Below are 26,702 nucleotides of genomic sequence, written 5' to 3'. Positions count from 1 at the left end.
CGGGGCTCCCTTTTTTCGTCTGAACAAATCTTACTTCACGGTAATCGTAATCACTTTTGAGGCTACAGTAGGCTCGAACTGACGATGCAGGTTATCGCCCGCCAGCAGTTGCAGGGTGTGCTTGCCTGGGGCCAGGGTCAGTTCGGTCTTGGTTTGTGCCTTGCCGAAATGGATCACGGTCGCGGTGGCCGGGATCGGCTGGCTTGGGTCAGGCAGTTGCGTCTGGTCGATCAGCAGGTGGTGATGGCCGGCACCTGGCACCTGTTTGTCGATGGGCTCCAGGTCCATGCCCTTGATGCCAAACTCGACGGTAAAGGTCTTGTCGACGGTGGCGCCATCCTTGGGCGAGACAATGGACACTTCAGCCCCCTTGGGTGCCGGTGTACGTGGGATATCGGCCGCCGAGGCCAGCATGGAAGCCCCCAGCAAAAGACTGGCCAGGGTTGCACGAGACAAAATGGCTTTCATTAACTTCTCCAGTTTTTCTGTGAAATCTGTAGGGTTATGACAACTTAGTGATGAAACGTTGTCCAAGGCACTCGACACCATAGCAAAGCGAGCCTGAATCGCGTCTCGCACCTTTGAATTCTTTAGGAGTGACCATGCGCTTTTTGCCTGGCCTGTTACTTGTGTTGCCTTTGTTGAGCCCCTTGGCTCACGCCGAACTGTTCGACGACGTGTTTGACCGTGGGGAACTGCGCATTGCCCTGGAAGCAGACACGCCGCCCTTCAACTTCAAGGAAGGCGACAAACTCACCGGTTTTGAAGTGGAACTGGGTGAGTTGCTGGCTCGGGAAATGGACGTACGCGCCTCCTTTATCACCACCGACGACAGCGACTTGCTGCCCGGTGTGGAAAGCGGCAAGTACGACGTGGCGATCAACCACATCGCTGTGACTCCTGAACTGCGCGATCGTTTCGATTTCAGCACGCCGTATAGCTATTCCAGCGCCCGCTTGATTGCGCACAAGCAACCCAAACGCCTGCTGAGCAACCTGGACACCCTCAAGGGCAGCCAGTTTGCCGCAAAGCCCAGCGAGGGCGTGGATCTGCGCAGCCGGGGTGATAGCAAAGCGACTTTGACCCTGGCGATCCCCTTCCAGAAGGGCAACCCGGCGTTCAAGTCGAGCCTGGACAAAGCGCTGGAGCGGATCAAGGCCGATGGGCGGCTGACGGCACTGTCGGAAAAGTGGTTTGAGGCAGACACCAGCAAACCCACCAAATAACCCATGTGGGACCAGACTTGTGTGTGGGAGCGGGCTTGCCACATGGGCTTTTAGGTCGGATTTGAGAGCAGGGCCAGGGCTACCGCAGCCTCGGCCAGTTCCAATTCGCTGAACACCTGCACCCCATGGCGCTTGAGCAACGCCGCCGTCACCCCTTCGCCCGCAACTTTCACCCCACTGAAGGTGCCGTCATACGTCAGCAGGTTGCCGCATGACGGACTGTTGGCCTTGAGCACGGCAATGCCGATGCCATGGCGCTGCACCAGGGCCAAAGCCTGGCGCGCGCCCTCAAGGAAGGCTTCGCTGAAGTCCGCGCCATCGGCGGTCAACACCCGGGCCCGGCCTTCCCACACATCCAGCCCTTGCCCACCCGGAATTTCGGCCGGGGGTCGTGGCGTGGGCAGGCCACCGGCTACTTCCGGGCACAATGCAACTACCCGGCCTTCGGCCTGCCAGGCGGCCAGTTGGTCGAACGGCCCGCTGGCGCCACCGTCGTAACGTACCCGATGCCCCAACAGGCAGCGGCTGACCAGAATCTTTTGCACGCTCAAAACGGCTCGTTGCCCCGCCGGCGAAACCAGCCGGTCAGGGACAGGCGTTCGCGGTGGGCGGGCAGGACTTCATGGGGCACGTCCCCCGACAGGAACACCACCAGGCAACCGCCGGCAGGGTCCACGTCATATTCAACGCCGTCCTTGAGGTACATGCGCAACTGGCCGCCGTACTCGGGCAGCCAGTCCTGGTTCAGGTAGACCACCGCCGAGACCATGCGCCGGTCATCGTCGCGAAAACGGTCGAGGTGCTTGAGGTAGAACGCCCCTGGCGGGTACATGGCGAAGTGGCATTCAAACTCTTCCAGGCCAAGGAACAGCCCGCGGTTCATCGCCAGCCGCAGGCTGTCCATCAGCCCCAGATAGCGATCGCACACCGACGCCTGGCCGGGTTCCAGCCACTGGATATGGTCGCCACGGATCCCCTCGCGAATCTCCTGGGCTGGGCCTCGTCCTACAGCGGCAGGTGCCAATTCACCTTCAGCGGCACGTTTATGGCACTCAGCCGCCAGTTCCAGGGTCAGAGCCTCTGGCAGGAAGATGTTCTGCTGCGACCAGCCTTTCACGGCCAGGTCGTCGACGATGCGTAGCAGCAGCGGGTCATCAGGGGATATGTGCATGGCGCGCATAGTATCCATACGCCTGGAAAACCGACAGCGCCGCCGAGCGCCTAAATACACTTTAGTCAGGCGATTGATAGGACTTCTCGACAAATCCTACGCCCGACACGGACAATAGTGGCCGACTGACAGGAGTCCCTATGCGTCGTTTGTTTTTATCCTTGCTGATGTTCTGCGTGTTGCCCGCCTGGGCAGACAGCCATGACCAGTTGTACGCGGTCGCCGGCTGGCCGGAACAACGTGCGCATTTTACTGACGCCTTGAGTGCCGCCCAGCAGCGCTACCGCAACAGCTTGCCACCGGCGGTGTACCAGGCGCTGGTGGACAACAGCAATAAACGCTTCGCCCCCAAGGCCATGGATCAGCGCGCCGAAGCCCAGTTGCGCCAGAACCTGGCCGACCCCAAGCCGGCGCTGGCGTTTTTCCAGTCGCCGCTGGGGCGCAAGATTGTCGCCGCCGAGTTGCTGGCGACCCGCCGTGACCAGTTGGCCAAGAACGCCCAAGGCTTGCCGCAGATCCAGGCCGACGCCACCCGCAGCCTGATCATCGGCCACCTGGCCCAGGCCCTGCCCGCCCGCGAAGCCGGGGCCGAGGTCAGCCTGGCGATTGCCGGCGTGGCCGCAGACAGCCTGAGCCAGATGATCCCCGGCCTGTTGGGCGCAGGCCAGGCGCAAAGCCTGCTCAACGGCCAGCGCGAGCGCTTGATGCAGCAGATCGGCAATGACCTGCATAACACTCTGCTGTACGTCTATCGGGACCTGTCGGACCCGGAGCTGGAAGAGTTCGCCACCTTTGCCGAATCGCCGGAAGGCAAGGCTTACTACCAGGCGGCACTGGCGGCGATCCGCGCCGGGCTGGCGGTCGGCCAGAGCACCTCAAGCCTGGCCCCCTGATACCCGCCCTGTAGGAGCGAGCTTGCTCGCGCCTACGGGGGGAAGGGTCAGGTCAGATGGTCGGTGAGGAACTTGAAGTATTCCTCGCGGATTTCAGGCAGCTCATTGGCCAAGTGATGCCGCCCACGGGGCAACATCAGGACCTGCGGCTGATCAAACTTGCCACGCAGCACCTGCAGGTTGTGCTGCCAATCCACCGTCATATCCTCCTCGCCCTGCACGATCAGTGGCCGCCGCGGACTGCGCGGCGCCGCTTCGATGCGTTTGATCCAATGCGCCAGCGCGCCCACCCAGGCAGTCGGCAACTGCCGGGGCTGCAACGGGTCGGCTTCGAGGAAGGGGCGGAACGCCGGGTCGTTGCTGTTATCGCTGAAGCGCCGGGCGATGCCTTTGACGAACGGCTTGAGCAGGTAATAGCTGAGCTGCGACCAGCCCCAGGCACGCGGCCGCACCAGTGGCGACAACAGGAACGTCTGCCCCTGCGCCGGGCTGCTGGCGCCCTGGTTGAGCAGATGGTCCACCACAATCGCCCCACCGGTACTTTGCCCAAACAGATGCCAGGGCTTGGGTAGTTGCAGCGCGTCGGCCTGCTCGAACAAGCCCTGCACCACGTGCTGGTACACCGCAAAATCATCGATGCTGGCGCGCTCGCCGCTGGACAGGCCATGGCCCGGCAAATCGCAGGCAATCACCACAAAGCCCTGGTCCAGGCCCCACTCCACCACGTTGCGGTACAGGCCCATATGGTCGTAGAAACCGTGGAACATAAACAGTGTTGCCACAGGTTGCGCCGGCCACCAGGCCTGGCTGACCACCTTGAACCCCTCCACCTCGAAGCACCCCAGGCGGCTGGCCACCGGGGTTTTGCGCGCGGCCAGGTCCAGCCCGTAGAAGCGCTGGTAGACCCTGGCCTCGGCCGAAAGCGGCTGCGCGTCCACCAGGGGCCGCAAGCTTTCGCGCAGATGATCGGGGTCAAAGGTAACAGGCATAAACACTTCCAGACTCAGGCTTCACAGCCTTGAACAGATGAATATCGAGTCGCGATATTCATCTGTCAGGGCAAGCATGGCAAGCTACGCCACCTTCGAGGATGGTTCTGAATGCGAAAACCCTACCGCACCGCCCTGTTCGCCAGCCTGATCCTGCTGATCTGCGCCGCCGTGCTGTGGGCCGCGTATGACTGGTTCCAGGGCCGCTACCTGCGGGCTTTCAGCGAACATACGGCGGTGTTTTCCGGGGACCTGCTGCGCCTGCCCGACGACCTCGCCGGGCCCGGGCCGATCCGCCTGGTGCACTTCTGGGACCCGGCCTGCCCGTGCAATGTCGGCAACCAGCAGCACCTGAGTGAACTGATCGAGCAATACGCGCCCCAGGGCGTGGAGTTCTACGCCCTGCAAAAAGCCGGCAGCCACGGCCAACTGCCCGCGACCCTGGGCACGATGAAAATCCTCACCAGCCTGCCCGGTGCCGACCAACTGCCCGCCAGCCCGGCAGTGGGGATCTGGGATCGCCATGGCAAACTGGCGTATTTCGGCCCGTACAGCGAGGGCCTGACCTGTAATTCGAGCAACAGCTTTATCGAACCGATCCTGCAGGCGCTCAAGGGCGGTCGAGCGGTGAACGCGACCCACACCCTGGCGGTGGGCTGCTATTGTTCTTGGCCGGAAGGTTCATAGCCCTACTCGAATAAAAAGGATTGTTCATGAAGCGCGTCTTGTCGGGTCTCGCGGCCCTACTGGTGTTGATTGCCCTCGGGGCTGGCTGGTACGTCTACAGCAAGCAACCCACCCGCCAGGGCACGGTAGAGTTGGCCAACCTGCAAGGCTCGGTCACGGTGCGCTACGACGACCGTGGCGTGCCGCATATCCGCGCCGAGAACGAGGCCGACCTGTATCGCGCCCTGGGTTATGTGCACGCCCAGGACCGCCTGTTCCAGATGGAAATCATGCGCCGCCTGGCGCGCGGTGAACTGGCCGAGGTGCTGGGCGCCAAGTTGCTGGACACCGACAAACTGTTCCGCAGCCTGCGCATCGGCGAGCGCGCCACCACCTATGCGGCGCAGATGGACCGCCAGTCACCGCACTGGAAGGCCCTGCAAGCCTATCTGGACGGGATCAACCAATATCAGGACCGCCACGCCAGCCCCATGGAGTTCGACGTGCTGGGCATCCCCAAGCGGCCGTTCACCGCGGCCGACACCGTCAGCATCGCCGGCTACCTGGCCTACAGCTTTGCCGCAGCTTTTCGTACAGAGCCTTTGTTGACCTACGTGCGCGACCAACTGGGCAGCGACTACCTGCAAGTATTTGACCTCGACTGGAAGCCCAACGGCGACCTGGGCCTGGCCGCCGCCGACTGGCAAGGCCTGAGTGCCATCGCCCGCCTCAGCGAGCAGGCCCTGGCCGACAACGGCCTGCCGCAGTTCGAGGGCAGCAACGCCTGGGCCATCAGCGGCAACCGCACCAAAAGCGGCAAGCCGTTGCTGGCGGGCGACCCGCATATCCGGTTCTCGGTGCCGTCGGTGTGGTACGAGGCGCATCTGTCGGCGCCCGGCTTTGAACTCTACGGTTATCACAACGCCCTGGTGCCGGTGGCGTTCCTGGGCCACAACAAGGCGTTTGGCTGGAGCCTGACGATGTTCCAGAACGATGACCTCGACCTGATCGCCGAGCAGGTCAACCCGGACAACCCCAACCAGGTGCGCTACCACGACCAGTGGGTCGACATGACCACCAGCGAACAACAGATCGCGGTCAAGGGCCAGGCCCCGGTAACGCTGACCCTGCGCCAGTCGCCCCACGGCCCGATCATCAACGACGTGCTGGGCGCCCATGCCGGCACCACGCCGATTGCCATGTGGTGGGCCTTCCTCGACACCGAAAACCCGATCCTCGAGGGTTTCTACCAGCTCAATCGCGCCGACACCCTGGCCAAGGCGCGCATGGCGGTGGCCAAGGTGCATGCGCCGGGGCTGAATATTGTGTGGGCCAATGCCCGGGGCGATATCGGCTGGTGGGCGGCGGCGCAACTGCCGATCCGCCCGGCCGGGGCCAACCCCGGGTTTATCCTCGACGGCAGTACGGCCCAGGCCGACAAGCTGGGCTTCTACCCGTTCAGCGCCAACCCCCAGGAAGAAAACCCCACCCGTGGCTACGTGGTCTCGGCCAATGCCCAGCCGGTGTCGCCCACGGGCATGCCGATCCCCGGCTATTACAACCTGGCGGACCGCGGCCAACAGTTGAACGCGCAATTGAGCGACAACCAGGTCAAATGGGACCTGGACAACAGCCAGGCCGTGCAACTGGGCACCACCACCGCCTACGGGCCCCGCCTGCTGGCGCCGCTGTTGCCGGTGCTGCGCGAGGTGGTCAAGGACCCCGCCGAACTCAAGTTGCTGGAGCAACTGGCCGCGTGGAAAGGTGACTACCCGGTAGAGTCGATCCCGGCCACGCTGTTCAACCAACTGTTGTACGACCTGGCCGACGCAGCCTTTCGCCCCAAGCTGGGCGACGAGATGTTCAAGACCCTGATCACCACCCGTGTCGTCGACGCGGCCTTGCCGCGCCTGGCTGCTACGGCGGATTCGCCGTGGTGGAACGGCCAGCGCGCCGAGACGCTCAAGCGCGCCTGGGACAAGAGCCTGGCCCATCTGAAAACCACCTTCGGCGCTGATCCGGCGCAGTGGCAGTGGGGCAAGGCCCATACCCTGACCCACGGCCACCCGCTGGGCATCCAGCAGCCGCTGGACCGCATCGTCAATGTCGGCCCCTTCGCCGCCCCTGGCAGCCACGAAGTGCCGAACAACCTGTCAGCGGTGATCGGCCCGGCGCCATGGCCGGTGACCTACGGCCCGTCCACCCGACGCCTGGTCGACTTCGCCGACGCCGCCCACGCCCTGACCATCAACCCGGTCGGCCAAAGCGGCGTGCCGTTCGACAAGCACTATGCCGACCAGGCCCAGACGTATATCGAGGGCGGGTACGAGCAGGCGCATTTTGATGAAGAAGAGGTCCAGGCCAATACTCGCGGCACCCTCAAGTTGTTGCCGGCCCGCCCACAACAGCCCTGAAGAAACACCCACACAAGCCCACAGTTTTAATCTGCGTTGCGCATTCGACCGGGCGCTTGGCCATATGCCTCCTTGAATTTCTTGCTGAACGCCGCCTGGGACTGGTAACCCACCCGGGCCGCAATATCCGTCAGGCTCAGCCGTGACTGCTGCAGCAGGTTGAACGCCAGCTCCATGCGCAACTGGGTCAGCAGCACCCACGGCGACACGCCGGCCACTTTGACAAATGCGCGCATGAACGTGGCGCGGGACATCGATGCAGCCCCCGCCAGGCTGTCGATGGTCCAGTCATGCCCGGGCTCGGCCAGCATCGCCTGCCAGGCGCGGCCCAGGCGTTTGTCGGTGAGCAAGGCAAAGGTGCCGGCCAGCGGCGCCTGTTGCGCCAACCAGGTGCGCACCAGCAAGGTGAACAGCGCCACCGACAGGGCATCAATAAACGACCGCGCGCCCAGCCGCTCACCGTCAGCCTCACTGCGCATCAGCGCAATCAGTGCCGCCAGTTGCCCATCGGCCGGCCATTGTCGGCTGGACACCACCAGGTACTCGGGCAAGGCCGCAAACAGCAACGACTGGCGGTTGTAGTGAAAGGCGCCACAGAGCATCTCCACCTCCGGCTGATCACCGCCCAAGCGATGCACCTTCAGTACCCCGCTGTCGATCACCGTGGGCAGCCTCGGCGGGGTCTGCGCGCCCTGGCTGCGCAGCAGATGGGTCGCACCGCCGGGCATCAACAGGATATCGCCTTCTGCCAGCGTCACCTGCTGCCCACCCGAAAGCTCGGCGTGGCAGGTCCCCCGTACGACAATATGATACGGCGCCACCCCCAGCGATTCGGGCGCATGGTCCAGGGCCCAGTCGCCCTGGAACTGGCAGCGCACGTCAAGGCGGCCGCGCAGGTTGGCCAATGTGATCAGCGTGTCGATAGCGTTCATTTGCGAATATCGGTCAAAAAGATGAGCGGATCGAACAATACCGCCAAATCCGAACGGCACACACTGGCTTCACACCCAACCCGTTCAGGAGTCAACGCAATGTTCAATAACTGGCCCGACTTGCTGCCCACCGTGAAGAACGCCTTTGGCGCACTGGGCAAGAGCAACCCGAAGATGGTCAAAGCCTACATGGCGCTGGGCGAGGCTGCCGAGGAAAACAACGTCCTGGATGCCAAGACCCGCGAACTGATCGCGATTGCCGTGGCCATCACCACCCGTTGCGACGGCTGCATTGGCGTGCATGCCGACGCCGCGATCAAGGCCGGCGCCACCCGCGAAGAAATCGCCGCGACGCTTGCCACCGCGATCTCGTTGAATGCCGGCGCCGCCTACATCTACTCGCTGCGCGCGCTGGAAGCCTACGACACACTCAAACCAGCGCCGCAAAGTTGAGCTGAAACGCCGGGCGCTGGCGTCACGCAACCACTGATAAGATCGTTCCCACGCTCTGCGTGGGAATGCAGCCCTGGACGCTCCGCGTCCACAGCGTGACGCAGAGCGTCACAGGAGGCGCTACCACGCGGAGCGTGGGAGCGATCAGTCTTAGACCGGTGCTGGTTCGTACATAAGATCGTTCCCACGCTCTGCGTGGGAATGCAGCCCAGGACGCCCCGCGTCCACAGCGTGACGCAGAGCGTCACAGGAGGCGCTACCACGCGGAGCGTGGGAGCGATCAGTCTTAGACCGGCGCTGGTGCGTACATAAGATCGTAAGATCGTTCCCACGCTCTGCGTGGGAATGCAGCCCTGGACGCTCCGCGTCCACAGCGTGACGCAGAGCGTCACAGGAGGCGCTACCACGCGGAGCATGGGAGCGATCAGTCTTAGACCGGTGCTGGCACGTACATAAGATCGTTCCCACGCTCTGCGTGGGAATGCAGCCCTGGATGCTCCGCGTCCACAGCGTGACGCAGAGCGTCACAGGAGACACTCCCACGCGGAGCGTGGGAGCGATCGGTCTTAGACCGGTGCTGGCGCCCGGCGTACATCCGGCTGCTTCCAGCCATCTGCCGCGGCTTCTTCAATCGCTTGCTGGATCGCCTTCTTGCGTCGCTCTTCAGCACGGCGGCTGAAGAACCACACCAAAAAGGTCACCAGCGACACCGCCAACAGGATCAGGCTGGCCACGGCGTTGATCTCAGGCTTGACCCCAAGGCGCACCGCCGAGAACACTTCCATCGGCAAGGTGGTCGAGCCCGGGCCCGAGACGAAGCTGGCCAGTACCAGGTCATCCAGGGACAGCGCGAACGACATCATGCCGCCCGCCGCCAGCGAAGGCGCGATCATCGGGATGGTGATCAGGAAGAACACCTTCCACGGCCGCGCCCCCAGGTCCATGGCCGCTTCTTCGATCGACAGGTCCAGCTCCCGCAGGCGCGCCGACACCACCACCGCCACATACGCCGCACAGAACGTGGTGTGAGCGATCCAGATGGTGACGATGCCACGCTCCTGGGGCCAGCCGATCATCTGCGCCATGGCCACGAACAGCAGCAACAGCGACAGACCGGTGATCACTTCGGGCATGACCAGTGGCGCGGTCACCAGGCCGCCGAACAGCGTGCGGCCCTTGAACTGGCTGATACGGGTCAGCACGAACGCGGCCAATGTGCCCAGCGCCACCGCGGCCACCGCCGTGTAGCAGGCGATTTCCAGGGAACGCGCCACCGAGCCCATCAACTGGGTGTTGTCCAACAGGCCCACGTACCACTTGATCGACCAGCCGCCCCACACCGTCACCAGTTTCGATTCGTTGAACGAATAGATCACCAGGATCAGCATCGGCAGGTAGATGAACAACAACCCGGCTACCAGCATGAAGCTGGAGAAACTGAAGCGCTTCATACCTTGCCCTCCATCTCTTTGGCTTGGCTGCGGTTAAACAGAATGATCGGCACGATCAGGATCGCCAGCATCACCACCGCCAGGGCGGAAGCCACCGGCCAGTCACGGTTGTTGAAGAATTCTTGCCACAACACTTTACCGATCATCAGGGTTTCCGGGCCGCCCAGCAGTTCCGGGATCACGAACTCGCCCACCACCGGGATGAATACCAGCATGCAGCCGGCAATGATGCCGTTCTTGGACAACGGCACGGTGATTTTCCAGAAGCTGTTGAAGGTGCTCGAACCCAGGTCCGACGCGGCTTCCAGCAGGCTCTGGTCATGTTTGACCAGGTTGGCATACAGCGGCAGGATCATGAACGGCAGGTACGAATAGACCACGCCGATATACACCGCGATATTGGTGTTGAGGATCTGCAACGGTTCGTTGATCAGGCCCATGGACATCAGGAAGCCATTGAGCAAGCCGTTGTTGCTGAGGATGCCCATCCACGCATACACGCGGATCAGGATCGCGGTCCAGGTCGGCATCATGATCAGCAGCACCAGCACGGTCTGCATCTCTTTGCGCGCACTGGCGATGGCGTAGGCCATCGGGTAGCCGATCAGCAGGCACAAGGCCGTGCTGAAAAATGCCATCTTCAGCGAGCCCAGGTAAGCGGCGATGTACAGTTCGTCGCCGGCCAGCAGGCTGTAGTTGGCCAGGTTGAGCACCACCTCCAGCTTCTGCTCGATGTAGGTGTAGATCTCGGTGTAGGGCGGGATCGCCACGTCGGCTTCGGCAAAGCTGATCTTCAGGACAATGAAGAACGGCAGCATGAAGAACAGGAACAGCCACAGGAACGGAATCCCGATGACCACCTGCTTGCCGCTGGGAATTATTCGGTGCAATCGCCGTTTGAATTTCTTTATGTTCATGAGCGAAGTACCACGCCGCTGTCGTCTTCCCACCACACGTAGACCTGGTCACCCCAGGTCGGCCGCGCGCCACGGCGTTCGGCGTTGGCGACGAAGGACTGCACCAGCTTGCCGCTCGGCAGCTCGACGTAGAACACCGAGTGGCCGCCCAGGTAGGCAATGTCATGCACCTTGCCGCTGGACCAGTTGTGCTCGCAGGTCGGCATTTCGGTGGTGACCAGCAGTTTTTCCGGGCGGATGGCGTAGGTCACCGACTTGTCTTCCACCGACGTGGCGATGCCATAGCCCACGTAGATATCGCGGTCCAGGTCGGCGCACTTGAGCACCGCGTGGCCTTCAGCGTCATCCACCACCACGGTGTCGAAGATGTTGACGTTGCCGATGAACTCGCACACCAGGCGGCTGGTGGGGGTTTCGTAGATATCGATCGGGCTGCCGATCTGCGCGATCCAGCCCAGGTGCATGATCGCGATGCGCTCGGCCATGGTCATGGCCTCTTCCTGGTCGTGGGTCACCATCACGCAGGTCACGCCGACGCGCTCGATGATCTCCACCAGTTCCAGCTGCATCTGCGAGCGCAGCTTCTTGTCCAGGGCGCCCATCGGCTCATCGAGCAGCAGCAGTTTCGGGCGCTTGGCCAGGGAACGGGCCAGGGCCACCCGCTGACGCTGGCCGCCAGACAACTGGTGCGGCTTGCGCTTGGCGTACTGGCTCATCTGTACCAGCTTGAGCATCTCGGCCACGCGGGCCTCGACTTCGGCCTTGGGGATCTTGTCCTGCTGCAGGCCGAAGGCGATGTTCTGCGCCACGGTCATATGGGGGAACAAGGCGTAGGACTGGAACATCATGTTGATCGGCCGCTCGTAGGGCGGCATGTCGGTGATATCCACACCGTCGAGGAAAATCCGCCCTTCGGTCGGGCGCTCGAAACCTGCGAGCATGCGCAGCAAGGTGGACTTGCCCGAACCCGATCCGCCGAGCAAGGCGAAGATCTCGCCTTTCTTGATTTCCAGGGACACATCGTCCACGGCAATCGTCTCGTCGAACTTCTTCGTGACCCGGTCGATTTTGACCAACACCTTTTTCGGTGTCTGGTCGCCCTCGAGGGCTTTCTTATAGGCGCCGGAGGCAACTGCCATTTACGAAACTCCCAGAAAAAAAGAGTGCAGAACGTCCAATACGAACGAACCTTAGATAGTGTGAGCCTTACTTGCCCGTCTTGACCTTGGTCCAGCTGCGGGTCATCAAGCGTTGCACTTTCGGGGGTAGCTCGACGTTGACAAACGTCCGATCGAGAACCGCCTGCGGTGGATAAACCGCTTCGTCAGTGCGTATCGATTGCTCCATCAGCGTGTCCGCCCCTGGGTTAGGGTTGGCGTAGCCGACATAATCACTGACCTGAGCGATCACTTCAGGTTGCAGTAAATAGTTGATGAAGGCGTGGGCCTCCTTGACGTTGGTCGAGTCCTTGGGGATCGCCAGCACGTCAAACCACAGGTTGCCGCCTTCTTTCGGAATCGCGTAGGCGATATTCACACCCTTGCCCGCCTCGGCTGCACGGGCCTTGGCCTGGAACACATCGCCGGAGAACCCGGCGGCCACGCAGATATTGCCGTTGGCCAGGTCCGAGATGTATTTGGAAGAGTGGAAGTAGGTCACATAGGGACGCACTTTCAGGAGCTTTTCCTCGGCCTTCTTGTAGTCGGCCGGGTTGGTGCTGTTGGGGTCCAGGCCCATGTAGTTGAGCACCGCCGGCAGCATTTCATCGGCCGAGTCCATGAAGGACACGCCGCAACTGGCCAGCTTTTTCATGTTTTCCGGCTCGAACAGCACGGCCCAGGAGTCGATCTTGTCGACACCCAGCACTTCTTTGACTTTATCGACGTTGTAGCCAATGCCGTTGGTGCCCCACAGGTAGGGCACGGCGTATTGGTTACCCGGGTCGTTCTTTTCCAGGCGCTTGAGCAGCGCCGGGTCGAGGTTGGCGTAGTTGCTCAACTGCGCCTTGTCGATCTTCTGGAACGCGCCCGCCTTGATCTGCTTGCCCAGGAAGTGGTTGGACGGCACCACCACGTCATACCCGGTGCGCCCGGCCAGTAATTTGCCTTCCAGGGTTTCGTTGGAATCGAACACGTCATAGACCGGCTTGATGCCGGTGGCCTTTTCAAAGTTGGCCAGGGTCTCGGGGCCGATATAGTCCGACCAGTTATAAACATGCACAGTCGAAGCCGCCTGCACGCTGACTGCCAACGTGAGACCCGCCCCTACCAGCAAGGCTTTGCGAAATAAAGAAATTGGCAAGTGGAGGTCCTCTTAAATAGTTGGGCCCAAAGTTGTTGCCCGACAACAAAACCGGCGCGCAACTTACCCTCGATAAACCGATCCGGCAAAACTTTCTGTCATTTAATTTGTGAGAGCGGGCCTGGGTGGGAGCGAGCAAGCCCGCTCCCACACAAGCTCGCTCCTACAGGTTCTTGCTTATTTACCCGACTTGATCTTGGTCCAGCTGCGCGTCAGCAGGCGCTGGGTCGCGGCCGGCAGATCGCTGATTGCATACAGCTTGGCTTTCACGTCATCCGACGGGTAGATGCTCGGGTCGCCCGAGATATCCTTGTTCACCAGCGGCGTGGCGGCCTTGTTACCGTTCGGGAAACGTACGCTGTTGGTGATTGCCGCCATGACTTCAGGCTTGAGCAGGTAGTTCATGAACTGGTAGGCGGCGTCCAGGTTCTCGGCATCTTTAGGGATGGCAACCATGTCGTAGAAGCTGCCTGCGCCTTCCTTCGGAATGGCGTAGGAAACCTTGACCTTGCCACCGGCTTCAGCCGCGCGGGACTTGGATTGTTCCAGGTCACCCGAGTAACCCACGGCCACGCAGATGTTGCCGTTGGCCAGGTCCGAGATGTACTTGGAGGAGTGGAAGTAGCCTATCGAAGGACGGATCTTGAGGAACAGTGCCTCGGCTTCAGCCAGTTGCTTCTTGTCCTGGCTGTCGGTCGGGTAGCCCAGGTAGTGCAGGGCCACCGGGATCATTTCGGTTGGCGAGTCGAGGAAGCTCACGCCACAGCTCTTGAGTTTTTCGATGTTCTCGGGCTTGAACAGCACATCCCAGGAGTCGATCTTGTCCACGCCCAGCGCAGCCTTGACCTTGTCCGGGTTGTAGCCGATGCCGATGGTGCCCCACATGTACGGGAATGCGTGCAGGTTGCCTTTGTCGCTGGCGTCACCGACGGCCTTGAGCAGGTCGGTATCGAGGTTCTTCCAGTTAGGCAGCTTGGACTTGTCCAGTTCCTGGTACACGCCGGCCTTGATCTGCTTGGCCAGGAAGTTGTTCGACGGCACCACCACGTCGTAGCCGGACTTGCCCGCCAGCAGCTTGGCTTCCAGGGTTTCGTTGCTATCGAAAACGTCGTACACCACCTTGATGCCGGACTCTTTCTCAAAGTTGGCGATGGTGTCCGGTGCGATGTAGTCGGACCAGTTGTAGACGTGCAGCACTTTGTCGGCAGCCTGGGCCATGCTGGCCATTGCGCCCATCAGGGACAAGGCCAGGAGGGTCTTGCCAGCGTTCTTCAAACCTAATGCCTTCATTCGGTCATGCTCCAATTTTTTCTTTTTTGGGCCACATTTCTCTATGTTTCATGGCCCGTCGAGGGGCGACAAAACAGGGCGACAGTCTGGCAAGTTCAGGGGCCGGCTTTCAACCAAAGCCCCGCATTTATCATTGCCCGGATGCAACAGCCGCAGCCGCTGCATTCTGAGCCTAGCACTTAGCCCTGCAATGCCGCCAAAGTCAGGTCCAGGCACTGGCGAGCCTTGGTGACCAACTCGTCAATTTCGGCCTTGCTGATCACCAGCGGCGGCGAAATGATCATGGTATCGCCCACGGCGCGCATGATCAGGCCGTTCTCAAAGCAGAAGGTGCGGCAGATCATGCCCACGCCCTTGCCTTCATAACGCTTGCGCGTGGCCTTGTCCTGGACCAGCTCGATGGCCCCCAGCATGCCGACACCACGCACTTCGCCCACCAGCGGATGATCCGCCAACTCGCGTAGACGCTTTTGCAAATACGGTGCCGTTTCGTCATGGACGCGGCTGACAATTTTTTCATCGCGCAGGATGCGGATGTTTTCCAGGGCCACCGCCGCCGCCACCGGGTGGCCGGAATAGGTGAAACCGTGGTTGAAATCGCCACCTTCGTTGAGTACCGCCACCACTTCGTCGCGCACGACCAGGCCGCCCATGGGGATATAACCCGAGGTCAGGCCCTTGGCGATAGTCATCATGTCTGGTTTGAGGCCGAAAAAATCGCTACCGAACCACTCACCGGTGCGGCCAAAGCCACAGATCACTTCGTCGGCGACAAACAGGATGTCGTACTTGGCGAGGATTTCCTTGATGCGCGGCCAGTAGGTCTCTGGCGGCACGATCACACCGCCGGCGCCCTGGATCGGCTCGGCGATAAAGGCACCGACGTTGTCCACGCCGACTTCGAGGATCTTCTCTTCCAGTTGGTTGGCCGCCCATACCCCGAATTCTTCAGGGCTCATGTCGCCGCCTTCGCCGAACCAGTACGGCTGGGCGATGTGCACGATGCCCGGGATCGGTAAGTCGCCCTGCTCGTGCATATACGTCATGCCGCCCAGGCTGGCGCCGGCCACGGTGGAGCCGTGGTAGCCATTCTTGCGGCTGATGATGGTTTTTTTGTTCGGCTGGCCCTTGATCGCCCAGTAGTGGCGGACCATGCGCAACATGGTGTCGTTGCCTTCGGAGCCGGAGCCGGTGAAGAACACATGGTTCATGCCGGCCGGAGCGATATCGGCGATGGCCTTGGCCAGTTCCAGCACCGGCGGGTGGGCGGTCTGGAAGAACAGGTTGTAATAAGGCAGTTGTTTCATCTGCTGGGCGGCGGCATCAGCCAGCTCGTCGCGGCCATAACCGATGGCCACGCACCACAGGCCGGCCATGCCGTCGAGGATCTTGTTGCCTTCGCTGTCCCACAGGTAAACGCCCTTGGCGTTGGTGATGATGCGCGGGCCTTTCTCTTTCAACTGCTTGAAATCGCTGAACGGCGCCAGGTGATGATCGTTGCTCAGGGCTTGCCATTCACGGGTTTGCGGGTTGTTGCTGGACATACCAATCTCCAAAAAGTAGGTGAAGGTGCGGCGTATGACAGCCGCACCCGGCGCATCAGACGGCGAAGAGCAGGAATTCCCGCTCCCACGAACTGATCACGCGCTTGAAGTTTTCATGCTCGGCCCGCTTGACCGCGACGTAGCCAGTGATGAATTTGTGACCCAGGTATTTCTCGATGGTCTTGCTGTTTTCCATGCGTTCCAGTGCGTCTTCGATGGTCAACGGCAGGCGCAGGTTGCGGCGCTCGTAACCACGGCCGACCACCGGGGCGCTCGGGCTGATGCCTTCGACCATGCCGATATAGCCGCACAGCAGGCTGGCGGCGATGGCCAGGTACGGGTTGGCATCGGCGCCCGGCAGGCGGTTTTCCACACGGCGGTTCTGCGGGCCGGCATCCGGCACGCGCAGGCCCACGGTGCGGTTCTCTTCGCCCCACTCCACGTTCACCGGCGCCGAGGTGTCCGGCAGGAAGCGGCGGAACGAGTTGACGTTGGGCGCAAACAGCGGCAACAGCTCGGGGATGAACTTCTGCAGGCCACCGATGTGATGCAGGAACAGCTCGCTCTTGGAGCCGTCTTCATTGGAGAACACGTTCTTGCCGGTGGCGATATCAATGATGCTCTGGTGCAGGTGCATGGCGCTGCCGGGCTCGCCGGTCATGGGCTTGGCCATGAAGGTGGCAGCCACATCATGCTTGAGCGCGGCTTCACGCATGGTGCGCTTGAACACCAGGATCTGGTCGGCCAGGGACAGGGCATCGCCGTGACGGAAGTTGATTTCCATCTGCGCCGTGCCGTCCTCGTGGATCAGGGTGTCGAGGTCCAGCTCCTGCAACTCGCACCAGTCGTAGACGTCTTCAAACAACGGGTCGAATTCGTTGGCCGCTTCTATAGAGAAGGACTGGCGACCGGTTTCCGGGCGGCCGGAACGGCCAATCGGCGGTTGCAGCGGGAAGTCCGGGTCTTCGCAGCGCTTGGTCAGGTAGAACTCCATCTCCGGCGCCACGATGGGCTGCCAGCCTTTGTCGGCGTAGAGCTTGAGGACTTTCTTGAGCACGTTGCGCGGCGACAGCTCGATCGGGTTGCCTTGCTTGTCGTAGGTGTCGTGGATCACCTGGGCGGTGGGCTCGATGGCCCAGGGCACCAGGAATACCGCGTTCTGGTCGGGGCGGCAGATCATGTCGATGTCGGCCGGGTCGAGCAATTCGTAATAGATGTCGTCTTCGACATAGTCGCCGGTCACGGTCTGCAACAGAACGCTCTCGGGCAGGCGCATGCCTTTTTCGGCGATGAACTTGTTGGTCGGCGAGATCTTGCCCCGGGTGATCCCCGTGAGGTCGCCAATCATGCATTCGACTTCTGTGATCTTGTGGTCTTTCAACCAATCGGTGAGCTGGTCGAGGTTGTTACTCATAAATGCCTCTGGGCTGGGTTTCCTGACATCCATTAAAGGTCAGGCGTTGTTTGACGCGTGTGCGTCTCTTTGTTTCGCCCGCGTTCGGCAGGCATCGCCAAATGCCTGGAAGATCGCGAGGTAGTACGGGTTGGAGCTTACCTGCCATTCGGGGTGCCATTGCACTCCTAATGCAAAAGCCTCTGCAAATGCCTTGCCCTGTTTGAGCGAAAAAGCCTCGACCAGGCCGTCCGGCGCGCGCGCTTCGACCTGCAGGCCGGGCGCCAGACGGTCAACGCCCTGGCTGTGGATCGAGTTGACCTGGATCGTGTCCGGCAAGCCCAGGCCAGACAAGACCCCGCCCGGCGTGATCGCCACGGCATGCGCCGGGCCGTACTGCACATCCAGCGGCTGGGTGTCGTCTTCGCGGTGATCGAGCATACCCGGCAGTTCATGAACCTTCTGGTGCAGGCTGCCGCCCAGGGCCACGTTCATTTCCTGGAAGCCCCGGCAGACTCCCAGCACCGGCACGCCTGCGGCAATCGCCGCGCGAATCAGCGGCAGGGTGCTCTGGTCCCGTGCAGGATCATGGGCAGTCCCGGGCGCGCTGGCCGGACCGTCGTAGTGAAAGGGTTCGATATTGGAAGGTGAGCCGGTAAAGAGAATGCCGTCCAGGCCGTCAAGAATATTGGCCGGGTCGAGCAACTGCCCCAGGGACGGAATAATCAATGGCAGGCCCTTGGCAGCGATTGCCACGGCGCGGACATATTTGTCGCCACTGATGTGATAAGCATGCAGACCGACCTGTTTGGAGCAGGCGGTGACGCCGATTAACGGCAGGCCAGACATGAAGCACCCCGGTATTATTGCTGTTATGGGTTTGAATCGAGCTTAGCCTTGTTCATTTTTTTACACAACACCCCCGTAAAAAATACAACACGGCCCGCTCAAGCCTGCTAGTCCCAAGCCGGTCAAACCGATAAAACTGCCCAAAAAAGCCACAAAAAAGCCCTCAACGCGCTTTTTTAGGGCAAAAAAGGCCTCGCTTGACTTCGGCATGCCGTTCGGGTTGACTGAAACCAGAAAAGATCAATGATTGATATTTTTAACAACAAAGGTGTTGCATCATGTCGGTACCCCCGCGTGCCGTTCAGCTTAACGAAGCGAACGCGTTCCTTAAGGATCATCCTGAGGTTCTGTACGTAGACCTTCTAATTGCGGATATGAATGGTGTGGTGCGCGGTAAGCGCATCGAACGCACCAGCCTCCACAAGGTTTACGAGAAAGGCATCAACTTGCCGGCCTCTTTATTTGCCCTGGATATCAATGGCTCAACGGTGGAAAGCACCGGCCTGGGCCTGGACATCGGTGATGCTGACCGAATCTGTTATCCAATCCCCGACACCCTGTGCAATGAACCCTGGCAAAAGCGCCCTACCGCGCAACTGCTGATGACCATGCACGAACTTGAAGGTGAACCTTTCTTCGCCGATCCGCGCGAAGTGCTCCGCCAAGTTGTAACCAAGTTTGACGATATGGGCCTGACCATCTGCGCCGCCTTCGAGCTTGAGTTCTACCTGATCGACCAGGAGAACGTGAACGGCCGACCACAACCTCCCCGCTCGCCGATTTCCGGCAAACGCCCGCACTCGACACAGGTCTACCTGATCGACGACCTCGACGAATATGTCGATTGCCTCCAGGACATTCTGGAAGGTGCCAAAGAGCAAGGCATCCCGGCTGACGCCATCGTCAAGGAAAGTGCCCCGGCGCAGTTTGAAGTGAACCTGCACCACGTCGCCGACCCGATCAAGGCGTGCGACTACGCGGTACTGCTCAAGCGTTTGATCAAGAACATTGCCTACGACCATGAGATGGACACCACCTTCATGGCCAAGCCTTACCCAGGCCAGGCCGGCAATGGTTTGCACGTGCATATTTCGATCCTGGACAAAGACGGCAAGAACATCTTTGCCAGCGAGGATCCCGAGCAGAACGCCGCATTGCGTCACGCGATCGGCGGTGTGCTGGAGACCCTGCCTGCACAAATGGCCTTCCTGTGCCCCAACGTCAACTCCTACCGTCGTTTCGGCGCACAGTTCTACGTGCCGAACTCGCCGTGCTGGGGCCTGGACAACCGCACCGTGGCGATTCGCGTACCGACCGGCTCGTCCGACGCCGTACGTATCGAACACCGTGTGGCCGGCGCCGATGCCAACCCTTACCTGCTGATGGCTTCGGTCCTGGCGGGCGTGCACCACGGCCTGACCAACAAGATCGAGCCTGGCGCACCGGTGGAAGGCAACAGCTACGAGCAGAACGAACAAAGCCTGCCGAACAACCTGCGCGATGCCCTGCGCGAGTTGGACGACAGCGAGGTGATGGCCAAGTACATCGATCCGAAATACATCGATATCTTCGTCGCCTGCAAGGAAAGTGAGCTGGAGGAATTTGAACACTCCATCTCCGACCTTGAGTACAACTGGTACCTGCATACCGTGTAAGCGGTGGCTGCAATAAATGAACGCTGCAGGCTTATGGCCTGTGGCGTTTTTTTATGCCCTGCTCCCTCGTTCCCCCGCGGAGCGTGGGAACGATCAAGGTCGCGTACAATGCCCGCTGCCTTGTAGGAGACTTCCATGACAACCCGCCCCGCCGCCCCTCGCAAACCCCGCGCCCGCAGCCAGGCCCGGATCGACGCGATCCTCGACGCCGCCCGCACGTTGCTGGCCGCCGAAGGCGTGGCCAGCCTGTCGATCTACAGCGTGGCCGAACGGGCGCAGATTCCGCCGTCATCGGTGTATCACTTTTTCGCCAGCGTCCCGGCCTTGCTCGAAGCCCTGACAGCCGATGTGCACGCCGCCTTCCGCGCCGCGCTGCAAGCGCCCATCGACCACGACCAACTGCACACTTGGCGCGACCTGTCGCGCCTGGTCGAGTTGCGCATGCTGGCGATCTACAGCAAGGACGCCGCCGCCCGCCAATTGATCCTCGCCCAGCACGGCCTCACGGAAGTGACCCAGGCCGACCGCCAGCACGACCTGGAGTTGGGGGACTTGATGCTGCACGTGTTCAACCGCCACTTTGAAGTGCCGGTGCTGCCGGCGGATGTGGACGTGTTTGCCCTGGCGCTGGAACTGAGCGACCGCGTGTATGCACGCTCGGTGCATCAGCATGGGCAGATCACCCCGCGCATGGCGGAGGAAGGGATGCGGGTGTTTGATGCGTATGTGGGGCTTTACCTGCCGGCGTTTTTGCCCAAGCGCCTCCAATGATCGTTCCCACGCTCTGCGTGGGAACGCCTCTTAGGACGCTCTGCGTCCGCTGTTGTGACGCAGAGCGTCACGGGGTGCATTCCCACGCAGAGCGTGGGAACGATCATCCGCAGAGCGTGGGAACGATCATCACAGCTTGGCGATCGACACCTCGGTGGACTTCACAAACGCAATCACTTCACTGCCAATCACCAGCTCCAGCTCTTTGACCGAGCGGGTGGTGATCACTGACGTGACGATGCCGGATGCCGTCTGCACATCGATCTCCGACAGTACGTCGCCTTCGACGATTTCCTTGATGGTGCCTTTGAACTGGTTACGCACGTTGATGGCTTTAATAGTCATGGTGTTCTTCCTTCGTAGGACAAGTGAGTTATTGCGCCCACCGCAATTGCGTAGGCAACGGTGAAACAGGTTCCGGCGCAGGCGGCGTGCCGGGCAGTGCCAGCACACGGTTAAGCACTTCGGTTTCCAGGGCCGCCTGGCGATGGGAGCCACGGACCCGCGGGCGCGGTAGTTCCACCTGCAAGTCGAGGCCGATTGCGCCGTCTTCGATCAGGATCACCCGGTCGGCAATGGCCACGGCTTCGCTGACATCATGGGTCACCAGCAACACGGTAAAACCGTGCTTGCGCCACAGGTTCTCGATCAGTTGCTGCATCTCGATGCGGGTCAGGGCATCCAGCGCGCCCAAGGGCTCATCCAGCAGCAACAGGCGCGGTTGGTGAATCAGCGCGCGGGCCAGGGCCACCCGTTGTTTCTGCCCGCCGGACAACGCCGCCGGCCATTCATCGGCACGCTCGGCCAGGCCGACCGCTTCCAGCGCCTCCAGCGCCTGGGGCCGCCAGTTGCCTTTAAGGCCCAGGCCGACGTTATCGATGATCTTTTTCCACGGCAGCAGGCGCGCTTCCTGGAACATCAGTCGCGTGTCTTCGAGGGCTTCGCTCAACGCTGCGGAGCCTGCAAGCAACTCGCCACTGCTGGCGCTATCAAGGCCGGCCAGCAGGCGCAGCAAGGTACTTTTGCCGCAGCCACTGCGCCCGACCACAGCGACGAACTGGCCCGCCGGGATGTGCAGATCGATCTCGCGCAGCACTTCCCGCGCGCCAAACGCCTTGCGCAACTTGCGCACCGCCAACGGGATGCCGCGCAGCAAACGTGGAGGTTGTTGAGCGGTCATGCCGCACCTCCCTTATGCACTTGATAGGCCGGATGCCAGCGCAGCCACACCCGCTCCAGGCCTCGCGCCGCGAGGTCCGCCAACTTACCGAGCACGGCGTACAGCACAATCGCCAGTACCACCACGTCGGTTTGCAGGAACTCCCGGGCATTCATCGCCAGGTAGCCAATACCGGAACTGGCCGAGATGGTTTCCGCAACGATCAGCGTCAGCCACATAAAGCCCAGGGCAAAGCGCACCCCCACCAGGATCGAGGGCAAGGCGCCGGGCAGGATCACCTGGCGAAACAGACTAAAGCCGGACAAGCCATAACTGCGGGCCATCTCCACCAGCGCCGGGTCGACGTTGCGGATGCCGTGATAGGTATTGAGGTAGATCGGGAACAGCGTGCCAAGGGCCACCAGGAAAATCTTCGCCGTCTCATCGATGCCAAACCACAGGATCACCAGCGGGATCAGCGCCAGGTGCGGCACGTTGCGAATCATTTGTACCGAGCTGTCCAGCAGGCGCTCGCCCCAGGCCGACAGACCGGTGATAAAACCCAGGGCCAAGCCGATGCCGCCGCCGATCACAAAGCCCAGGCCGGCACGCCAGCCACTGATGGCCAGGTGGGTCCAGATTTCACCGCTGCTGACCAGGTGCACCCCGGCCGCAATCACGGCGCTGGGAGCCGGCAGAATCCGTGTCGACAACCAGCCCGCCGACACCGACAACTGCCACACCGCCAGCAACAGGATCGGCAGCGCCCACGGCGCCAGCCGATGCACAATCCGTTGACTCTTCATGACGGCGCCTCAGCTCTGCGACGCGGCTTTGGGAAGAATGTCGTTGGCCACCATCTCGCCAAACGGGCTGACGTAACCGGCGCTTTTCGGCAGCTCTGGGCGCTCGATATCCAGGTGCGGGAACAGCAATTCCGCGACCCGGTACGACTCTTCCAGGTGTGGATACCCAGAGAAGATAAAGGTGTCGATGCCAAGCTCTGCGTATTCCTTGACCCGCGCCGCCACGGTCGGGCCATCGCCCACCAGTGCCGTGCCAGCACCGCCGCGCACCAGGCCGACGCCGGCCCACAGGTTGGGGCTGACTTCCAGGTTGTCGCGGCTGCCGCCATGCAGGGCGGCCATGCGTTGCTGGCCCACCGAATCAAAGCGCGCCAGCGACGCCTGGGCGCGGGCGATAGTGTCGTCGTCCAGATGGGAGATCAGTTTATCGGCGGCTTTCCATGCCTCTTCGTTGGTTTCACGCACGATCACATGCAAGCGAATACCAAAGCGCACAGTGCGCCCAAGCTTGGCCGCCTTGGCCTGTACCTGCTGGATTTTTTCCGCCACCGCCGCCGGTGGTTCGCCCCAGGTCAGGACCATTTCCACCTGTTCGGCCGCCAGGTCCTGGGCCGCTTCGGAAGAGCCGCCGAAATACAACGGCGGGCGCGGTTGCTGGATCGGCGGGTACAGCAGCTTGGCGCCTTTGACGCTGATGTGCTGGCCGTCGTAGTCCACGGTTTCGCCTTCCAGCACGCGCCGCCAGATGCGGGTGAATTCCACCGAGGCCTGGTAGCGCTCCTCATGGCTGAGGAACAGGCCGTCGCCGGCCAGTTCTTCCGGGTCACCACCGGTCACCAGGTTGAACAACGCCCGGCCACCGGACAGCCGGTCCAGGGTCGCCGCCTGGCGCGCCGCCACCGTCGGGGAAATGATCCCGGGGCGCAGTGCAACCAGAAATTTCAGGCGCTGGGTCACCGGGATCAGCGAGGCGGCCACCAGCCACGAGTCTTCGCAGGAGCGGCCGGTGGGAATCAACACCCCGCCAAAGCCCAGGCGATCAGCGGCCTGGGCCACCTGTTGCAAATAACCGTGATCCACGGCGCGAGCGCCTTCGGCAGTGCCAAGGTAATGGCCATCGCCGTGGGTAGGCAGGAACCAGAAAATACTGAGGCTCATGGAGTTGTCTCCTGAAGAAGTCGGATTACGGCGCTTTGGCCACGGTCGCAGGTGGGGTCCAGATCACGTCCTTGATGCTCAAGGGCTTGGGAATCAATTTGAGCTGGTAGAAGGTGTCGGCGATTTTCTGCTGCGCGGCGACCACTGCCGGGGTCAGGAACAGCGCGCCATAGCCCTGGCGTTTCACCGATGTCAGGGTGATGTCAGCCGGCAGGCCGAGCAGCGGTGCGACTTGTTCGGTGACTTGCTGGGGGTTGGCCTTGGACCATTCGCCCACGGCGCGCACTTCTTCCACCAAGGCCTTGATCACCTGCGGGTGTTTCTCGGTGTAAGGCTTGGTGGCCAGGTAGAACTGATGGTTGTCGGCAATGCCGGTGGCGTCACGCAACGTGCGGGCTTGCAACTGCTTCTCGGCAGCCGCCTGGTACGGATCCCAGATCACCCAGGCATCGACACTGCCCCGCTCGAAGGCAGCACGGGCGTCGGCGGGCGGCAGGAACACGGTCTGTACATCGGTGTATTTCAGACCGGCATCTTCCAGGGCGCGCACCAGCAGGTAATGCACATTGGAGCCTTTATTGAGCACGACTTTCTTGCCCTTGAGCCCGGCCACCGATGTGATCGGCGAGTCCTTGGGCACCAGGATGGCTTCGCTGGTCGGCGCTGGCGGTTCATAGGCGACGTACAGCAGGTCGGCGCCGGCGGCCTGGGCGAACACTGGCGGGGTCTCGCCGGTGACGCCAAAGTCGATGGAGCCGACATTCAGCCCTTCAAGCAACTGCGGGCCGCCGGGGAACTCGGTCCACTGCACGTTCACGCCCTGCTCGGCCAGGCGTTTTTCCAGGGTGCCCTTGGCCTTGAGCAGCACCAGAGTGCCGTATTTCTGATAACCGATCCGCAGGGTTTCGGCCGCTTGAGCTTGAACAATGGCGCCGAAGGACACAGCCGCAGCAAACAGTGCGACCAGGCCCCGACGCAAGATGACAGTGCGCATGGCGCTCTCCATATTGACGATAAGGGTTGTGGCTGCACCTGCTTGGCCGTTGGCGGCGAAGTAAGGTGAGGGTTTCTTACATTAGGGTTCGGCTTAGATGCTCCAGCGAGCACTCAACAAACGCTCATTCAACACATGGGGGTCCAGCGGTTGCGGGCGGCGGGCCATGGCGCTGTAGAACTGCTCCAGGGCTTCGCTCAAGCGTTGTTCCAGGATCGGCAGCAACTGCGCCTGGGCACTGCCTTCGCCATAGGCAATCTGACTGTCTTCGGCAAAAATCCCGTGCAGCAGCTCCTGGGCTTTGAGCGCCGACAGCACGGGCTTCAAGGCGTAATCCACCGCCAACATATGGGCAATGCTGCCACCGGTGGCCATGGGCAATACCACCTTGTGGGCCAGGGCCCGTTCCGGCAGCAGGTCGAGGACGGTTTTCAACGCGCCGGAAAACGAAGCCTTGTACACCGGCGTAGCGATCAGCAAACCATCGGCATTGGCCACCTGGGCCAGCAGGTCGAGGACCTTGGGGCTGTCAAAGCGGGCATACAGCAAATCTTCGGCCGGGAAGTCCCGTATCTGATAACTCACCACTTCCACGCCTTGCTGCTGCAGCCAGCGCCGGGAATGATCCAGCAGCACCCCGGAGCGGGAGCGTTGGCTGGGACTGCCACCAAGTGTTACGACCAGCATCGGGGAGGTTCCTTGAGCAAGTGTCGGCGGTTCGCGGTGTGGCGATGGCGCCAAGATGGAACAGACCTTATCAGCAGATTTATATATCTATAAATCTTATTTATTCATTTGTTTATTCTTAAATTGCATATGAGAAAGAGCATTCGGAGGGCGAAAAAAAAGGCCGTCGAAACGGCCTGAAAACCCCTGCTAGGTGAGTCGCTCCTCATGCAATGTTTGCAGCGTTTGTACTGACGCCATCGCGGGCAAGCCCGCTCCCACAGGGGAATGCGGTCAACTGTGGGAGCGGGCTTGCCCGCGATGGCGATGTCAGCTTCAGCGGTTGGGCTGCGGGGTCAGCCGCAGATACGGCTTCACCGCACGATAGCCCTTGGGAAAGCGTTTCTTGATCTCGTCCTCATCCTTGAGCGACGGCACGATCACCACTTCATCACCGTCCTGCCAGTTGGCCGGGGTGGCGACCTTGTAGTTGTCGGTCAGCTGCAACGAGTCGATGACCCGCAGGATTTCATGGAAGTTGCGCCCGGTGCTGGCCGGGTAGGTGATGGTCAGGCGAATTTTTTTGTTCGGGTCGATCACGAACAGCGAACGCACGGTAAGGGTGTCGTTGGCATTGGGGTGAATCAGGTCGTACAGGTCCGAGACCTTGCGGTCGGCATCGGCCAGGATCGGGAAGTTGACGAGGGTGTTCTGGGTTTCGTTGATGTCCTCGATCCACTTGTGGTGGGAGTCCACCGGGTCTACCGACAGGGCAATGGCCTTGACCCCACGCTTGGCGAATTCGTCCTTGAGCTTGGCAGTAAAGCCCAGTTCGGTGGTGCACACCGGGGTGAAGTCCGCCGGATGGGAAAACAACACGCCCCAGCTATCGCCCAGCCACTCGTGGAAGCGAATCTTGCCGGCGCTGGAATCCTGTTCAAAGTCGGGGGCGATATCGCCCAGTCTGAGGCTCATGGTGTGGCTCCTGATGAGTGCTTATGGAG

General features: G+C 61.5%; 27 protein-coding genes. 7 read left to right on the top strand and 20 right to left on the bottom strand.

Translation table 11 applies throughout. The features are described 5' to 3' along the window. Nucleotides 1-30: 30 nt before the first annotated feature. Nucleotides 31-468 (bottom strand): DUF4399 domain-containing protein, encoded by a 438-nt coding sequence (locus BLL38_RS17490; RefSeq protein WP_076963665.1) that lies wholly within the window; start codon nt 466-468, stop codon nt 31-33. A gap of 134 nt (nt 469-602) precedes the next feature. On the opposite strand from BLL38_RS17490, the gene BLL38_RS17485 reads away from it, so the two are divergent. After that, nucleotides 603-1,226, top strand: coding sequence for a transporter substrate-binding domain-containing protein (locus BLL38_RS17485; protein WP_076963664.1), 624 nt, complete (start codon nt 603-605; stop codon nt 1,224-1,226). 50 nt (nt 1,227-1,276) lie between these two features. Here BLL38_RS17485 and BLL38_RS17480 read toward each other — a convergent pair whose 3' ends face one another. Continuing rightward, complete coding sequence (locus BLL38_RS17480) at nt 1,277-1,771, bottom strand: 2-thiouracil desulfurase family protein (protein ID WP_076963678.1); 495 nt, start codon at nt 1,769-1,771, stop codon at nt 1,277-1,279. Nucleotides 1,772-1,773: 2 nt separating this feature from the next. Beyond that, nucleotides 1,774-2,406, bottom strand: coding sequence for a 2OG-Fe(II) oxygenase (locus BLL38_RS17475; RefSeq protein ID WP_076963663.1), 633 nt, complete (start codon nt 2,404-2,406; stop codon nt 1,774-1,776). 131 nt (nt 2,407-2,537) lie between these two features. Between BLL38_RS17475 and BLL38_RS17470 the strand changes: the two genes are divergently transcribed. Further along, on the top strand, nt 2,538-3,290 hold the full coding sequence (locus tag BLL38_RS17470) for a DUF2059 domain-containing protein (protein WP_076963662.1): 753 nt from the start codon (nt 2,538-2,540) through the stop codon (nt 3,288-3,290). 47 nt (nt 3,291-3,337) lie between these two features. Here the strand turns inward: BLL38_RS17470 and bipL are convergent, their stop codons facing one another. After that, nucleotides 3,338-4,279: a phospholipase BipL gene (gene bipL / locus BLL38_RS17465; protein ID WP_076963661.1), complete on the bottom strand. Its 942-nt coding sequence runs from the start codon at nt 4,277-4,279 to the stop codon at nt 3,338-3,340. Nucleotides 4,280-4,390: 111 nt separating this feature from the next. Between bipL and BLL38_RS17460 the strand changes: the two genes are divergently transcribed. Together BLL38_RS17460 and BLL38_RS17455 are read left to right on the top strand one after the other, a co-directional pair. Then, complete coding sequence (locus BLL38_RS17460; RefSeq protein ID WP_076963660.1) at nt 4,391-4,966, top strand: DUF6436 domain-containing protein; 576 nt, start codon at nt 4,391-4,393, stop codon at nt 4,964-4,966. A gap of 26 nt (nt 4,967-4,992) precedes the next feature. Further along, on the top strand, nt 4,993-7,359 hold the full coding sequence (locus BLL38_RS17455; protein WP_076963659.1) for a penicillin acylase family protein: 2,367 nt from the start codon (nt 4,993-4,995) through the stop codon (nt 7,357-7,359). Between the two features lie 26 nt (nt 7,360-7,385). On the opposite strand, the gene BLL38_RS17450 is transcribed toward BLL38_RS17455, so the two are convergent. Further along, a complete protein-coding gene (locus tag BLL38_RS17450; RefSeq protein WP_076963658.1) occupies nt 7,386-8,291 on the bottom strand; it encodes an AraC family transcriptional regulator in 906 nt (301 codons plus the stop codon). Nucleotides 8,292-8,390: 99 nt separating this feature from the next. Between BLL38_RS17450 and BLL38_RS17445 the strand changes: the two genes are divergently transcribed. After that, complete coding sequence (locus tag BLL38_RS17445) at nt 8,391-8,744, top strand: carboxymuconolactone decarboxylase family protein (protein WP_076963657.1); 354 nt, start codon at nt 8,391-8,393, stop codon at nt 8,742-8,744. 566 nt (nt 8,745-9,310) lie between these two features. Here BLL38_RS17445 and BLL38_RS17440 read toward each other — a convergent pair. The 8 genes from BLL38_RS17440 to BLL38_RS17405 all read right to left on the bottom strand — a co-directional run bounded on the left by BLL38_RS17440 (nt 9,311) and on the right by BLL38_RS17405 (nt 18,489). Beyond that, complete coding sequence (locus tag BLL38_RS17440) at nt 9,311-10,195, bottom strand: ABC transporter permease subunit (RefSeq protein WP_038444270.1); 885 nt, start codon at nt 10,193-10,195, stop codon at nt 9,311-9,313. Then, nucleotides 10,192-11,112: an ABC transporter permease subunit gene (locus BLL38_RS17435; RefSeq protein ID WP_076963656.1), complete on the bottom strand. Its 921-nt coding sequence runs from the start codon at nt 11,110-11,112 to the stop codon at nt 10,192-10,194. The genes BLL38_RS17440 and BLL38_RS17435 overlap by 4 nt, the downstream gene beginning before the upstream one ends. Further along, nucleotides 11,109-12,251, bottom strand: a complete 1,143-nt coding sequence (locus tag BLL38_RS17430; protein WP_029289449.1) for an ABC transporter ATP-binding protein — start codon at nt 12,249-12,251, stop codon at nt 11,109-11,111. The genes BLL38_RS17435 and BLL38_RS17430 overlap by 4 nt, the downstream gene beginning before the upstream one ends. 67 nt (nt 12,252-12,318) lie before the next feature. Further along, entirely contained in the window at nt 12,319-13,413 is a 1,095-nt protein-coding gene (locus BLL38_RS17425) for a polyamine ABC transporter substrate-binding protein (RefSeq protein ID WP_076963655.1), read from the bottom strand. 177 nt (nt 13,414-13,590) lie between these two features. Next, complete coding sequence (locus BLL38_RS17420) at nt 13,591-14,688, bottom strand: polyamine ABC transporter substrate-binding protein (protein WP_076963677.1); 1,098 nt, start codon at nt 14,686-14,688, stop codon at nt 13,591-13,593. Between the two features lie 194 nt (nt 14,689-14,882). Continuing rightward, entirely contained in the window at nt 14,883-16,247 is a 1,365-nt protein-coding gene (locus BLL38_RS17415) for an aspartate aminotransferase family protein (RefSeq protein WP_076963654.1), read from the bottom strand. A 55-nt stretch (nt 16,248-16,302) separates the two neighbouring features. Next, nucleotides 16,303-17,661, bottom strand: coding sequence for a glutamine synthetase family protein (locus BLL38_RS17410; RefSeq protein WP_038444282.1), 1,359 nt, complete (start codon nt 17,659-17,661; stop codon nt 16,303-16,305). Nucleotides 17,662-17,700: 39 nt separating this feature from the next. Beyond that, on the bottom strand, nt 17,701-18,489 hold the full coding sequence (locus BLL38_RS17405) for a gamma-glutamyl-gamma-aminobutyrate hydrolase family protein (protein WP_076963653.1): 789 nt from the start codon (nt 18,487-18,489) through the stop codon (nt 17,701-17,703). A 278-nt stretch (nt 18,490-18,767) separates the two neighbouring features. Between BLL38_RS17405 and BLL38_RS17400 the strand changes: the two genes are divergently transcribed. Further along, nucleotides 18,768-20,144, top strand: coding sequence for a glutamine synthetase family protein (locus BLL38_RS17400; protein WP_057440427.1), 1,377 nt, complete (start codon nt 18,768-18,770; stop codon nt 20,142-20,144). A 135-nt stretch (nt 20,145-20,279) separates the two neighbouring features. Beyond that, entirely contained in the window at nt 20,280-20,915 is a 636-nt protein-coding gene (locus BLL38_RS17395) for a TetR/AcrR family transcriptional regulator (RefSeq protein ID WP_076963652.1), read from the top strand. 129 nt (nt 20,916-21,044) lie between these two features. Here the strand turns inward: BLL38_RS17395 and BLL38_RS17390 are convergent, their stop codons facing one another. The 7 genes from BLL38_RS17390 to BLL38_RS17360 all read right to left on the bottom strand — a co-directional run bounded on the left by BLL38_RS17390 (nt 21,045) and on the right by BLL38_RS17360 (nt 26,673). Continuing rightward, entirely contained in the window at nt 21,045-21,260 is a 216-nt protein-coding gene (locus tag BLL38_RS17390; RefSeq protein ID WP_003213899.1) for a TOBE domain-containing protein, read from the bottom strand. 28 nt (nt 21,261-21,288) lie between these two features. Continuing rightward, on the bottom strand, nt 21,289-22,095 hold the full coding sequence (gene ssuB / locus BLL38_RS17385; protein ID WP_076963651.1) for an aliphatic sulfonates ABC transporter ATP-binding protein: 807 nt from the start codon (nt 22,093-22,095) through the stop codon (nt 21,289-21,291). After that, a complete protein-coding gene (ssuC, locus tag BLL38_RS17380) occupies nt 22,092-22,880 on the bottom strand; it encodes an aliphatic sulfonate ABC transporter permease SsuC (RefSeq protein WP_076963650.1) in 789 nt (262 codons plus the stop codon). The genes ssuB and ssuC overlap by 4 nt, the downstream gene beginning before the upstream one ends. Before the next feature lie 9 nt (nt 22,881-22,889). After that, the gene (gene ssuD, locus BLL38_RS17375; RefSeq protein WP_076963649.1) at nt 22,890-24,038 is read right to left on the bottom strand and encodes an FMNH2-dependent alkanesulfonate monooxygenase; all 1,149 of its coding nucleotides are present in this window, start codon (nt 24,036-24,038) and stop codon (nt 22,890-22,892) included. A 25-nt stretch (nt 24,039-24,063) separates the two neighbouring features. After that, nucleotides 24,064-25,032 (bottom strand): sulfonate ABC transporter substrate-binding protein, encoded by a 969-nt coding sequence (locus BLL38_RS17370; protein WP_076963648.1) that lies wholly within the window; start codon nt 25,030-25,032, stop codon nt 24,064-24,066. Between the two features lie 93 nt (nt 25,033-25,125). Continuing rightward, nucleotides 25,126-25,719: an NADPH-dependent FMN reductase gene (ssuE, locus tag BLL38_RS17365; protein WP_076963647.1), complete on the bottom strand. Its 594-nt coding sequence runs from the start codon at nt 25,717-25,719 to the stop codon at nt 25,126-25,128. Between the two features lie 315 nt (nt 25,720-26,034). Then, the gene (locus BLL38_RS17360; RefSeq protein ID WP_029289478.1) at nt 26,035-26,673 is read right to left on the bottom strand and encodes a peroxiredoxin; all 639 of its coding nucleotides are present in this window, start codon (nt 26,671-26,673) and stop codon (nt 26,035-26,037) included. Nucleotides 26,674-26,702 lie beyond the last annotated feature (29 nt).

This window comes from Pseudomonas gessardii (assembly GCF_001983165.1).
GTDB lineage: Bacteria > Pseudomonadota > Gammaproteobacteria > Pseudomonadales > Pseudomonadaceae > Aquipseudomonas > Aquipseudomonas gessardii.
Note: the sequence above shows the minus strand (reverse complement) of the source record. Positions and strands in the feature narration are given on the sequence as shown.

Excerpts from the sequence above, each read along its gene's own strand:
- BLL38_RS17490 (WP_076963665.1), bottom strand. The coding sequence starts at position 468 with ATGAAAGCCATTTTGTCTCGTGCAACCCTGGCCAGTCTTTTGCTGGGG.
- BLL38_RS17485 (WP_076963664.1), top strand. The coding sequence starts at position 603 with ATGCGCTTTTTGCCTGGCCTGTTACTTGTGTTGCCTTTGTTGAGCCCC.
- BLL38_RS17475 (WP_076963663.1), bottom strand. The coding sequence starts at position 2,406 with ATGCGCGCCATGCACATATCCCCTGATGACCCGCTGCTGCTACGCATC.
- BLL38_RS17470 (WP_076963662.1), top strand. The coding sequence starts at position 2,538 with ATGCGTCGTTTGTTTTTATCCTTGCTGATGTTCTGCGTGTTGCCCGCC.
- bipL (WP_076963661.1), bottom strand. The coding sequence starts at position 4,279 with ATGCCTGTTACCTTTGACCCCGATCATCTGCGCGAAAGCTTGCGGCCC.
- BLL38_RS17460 (WP_076963660.1), top strand. The coding sequence starts at position 4,391 with ATGCGAAAACCCTACCGCACCGCCCTGTTCGCCAGCCTGATCCTGCTG.
- BLL38_RS17455 (WP_076963659.1), top strand. The coding sequence starts at position 4,993 with ATGAAGCGCGTCTTGTCGGGTCTCGCGGCCCTACTGGTGTTGATTGCC.
- BLL38_RS17450 (WP_076963658.1), bottom strand. The coding sequence starts at position 8,291 with ATGAACGCTATCGACACGCTGATCACATTGGCCAACCTGCGCGGCCGC.
- BLL38_RS17445 (WP_076963657.1), top strand. The coding sequence starts at position 8,391 with ATGTTCAATAACTGGCCCGACTTGCTGCCCACCGTGAAGAACGCCTTT.
- BLL38_RS17440 (WP_038444270.1), bottom strand. The coding sequence starts at position 10,195 with ATGAAGCGCTTCAGTTTCTCCAGCTTCATGCTGGTAGCCGGGTTGTTG.
- BLL38_RS17435 (WP_076963656.1), bottom strand. The coding sequence starts at position 11,112 with ATGAACATAAAGAAATTCAAACGGCGATTGCACCGAATAATTCCCAGC.
- BLL38_RS17430 (WP_029289449.1), bottom strand. The coding sequence starts at position 12,251 with ATGGCAGTTGCCTCCGGCGCCTATAAGAAAGCCCTCGAGGGCGACCAG.
- BLL38_RS17415 (WP_076963654.1), bottom strand. The coding sequence starts at position 16,247 with ATGTCCAGCAACAACCCGCAAACCCGTGAATGGCAAGCCCTGAGCAAC.
- BLL38_RS17410 (WP_038444282.1), bottom strand. The coding sequence starts at position 17,661 with ATGAGTAACAACCTCGACCAGCTCACCGATTGGTTGAAAGACCACAAG.
- BLL38_RS17405 (WP_076963653.1), bottom strand. The coding sequence starts at position 18,489 with ATGTCTGGCCTGCCGTTAATCGGCGTCACCGCCTGCTCCAAACAGGTC.
- BLL38_RS17400 (WP_057440427.1), top strand. The coding sequence starts at position 18,768 with ATGTCGGTACCCCCGCGTGCCGTTCAGCTTAACGAAGCGAACGCGTTC.
- BLL38_RS17395 (WP_076963652.1), top strand. The coding sequence starts at position 20,280 with ATGACAACCCGCCCCGCCGCCCCTCGCAAACCCCGCGCCCGCAGCCAG.
- BLL38_RS17390 (WP_003213899.1), bottom strand. The coding sequence starts at position 21,260 with ATGACTATTAAAGCCATCAACGTGCGTAACCAGTTCAAAGGCACCATC.
- ssuB (WP_076963651.1), bottom strand. The coding sequence starts at position 22,095 with ATGACCGCTCAACAACCTCCACGTTTGCTGCGCGGCATCCCGTTGGCG.
- ssuC (WP_076963650.1), bottom strand. The coding sequence starts at position 22,880 with ATGAAGAGTCAACGGATTGTGCATCGGCTGGCGCCGTGGGCGCTGCCG.
- ssuD (WP_076963649.1), bottom strand. The coding sequence starts at position 24,038 with ATGAGCCTCAGTATTTTCTGGTTCCTGCCTACCCACGGCGATGGCCAT.
- BLL38_RS17370 (WP_076963648.1), bottom strand. The coding sequence starts at position 25,032 with ATGCGCACTGTCATCTTGCGTCGGGGCCTGGTCGCACTGTTTGCTGCG.
- ssuE (WP_076963647.1), bottom strand. The coding sequence starts at position 25,719 with ATGCTGGTCGTAACACTTGGTGGCAGTCCCAGCCAACGCTCCCGCTCC.
- BLL38_RS17360 (WP_029289478.1), bottom strand. The coding sequence starts at position 26,673 with ATGAGCCTCAGACTGGGCGATATCGCCCCCGACTTTGAACAGGATTCC.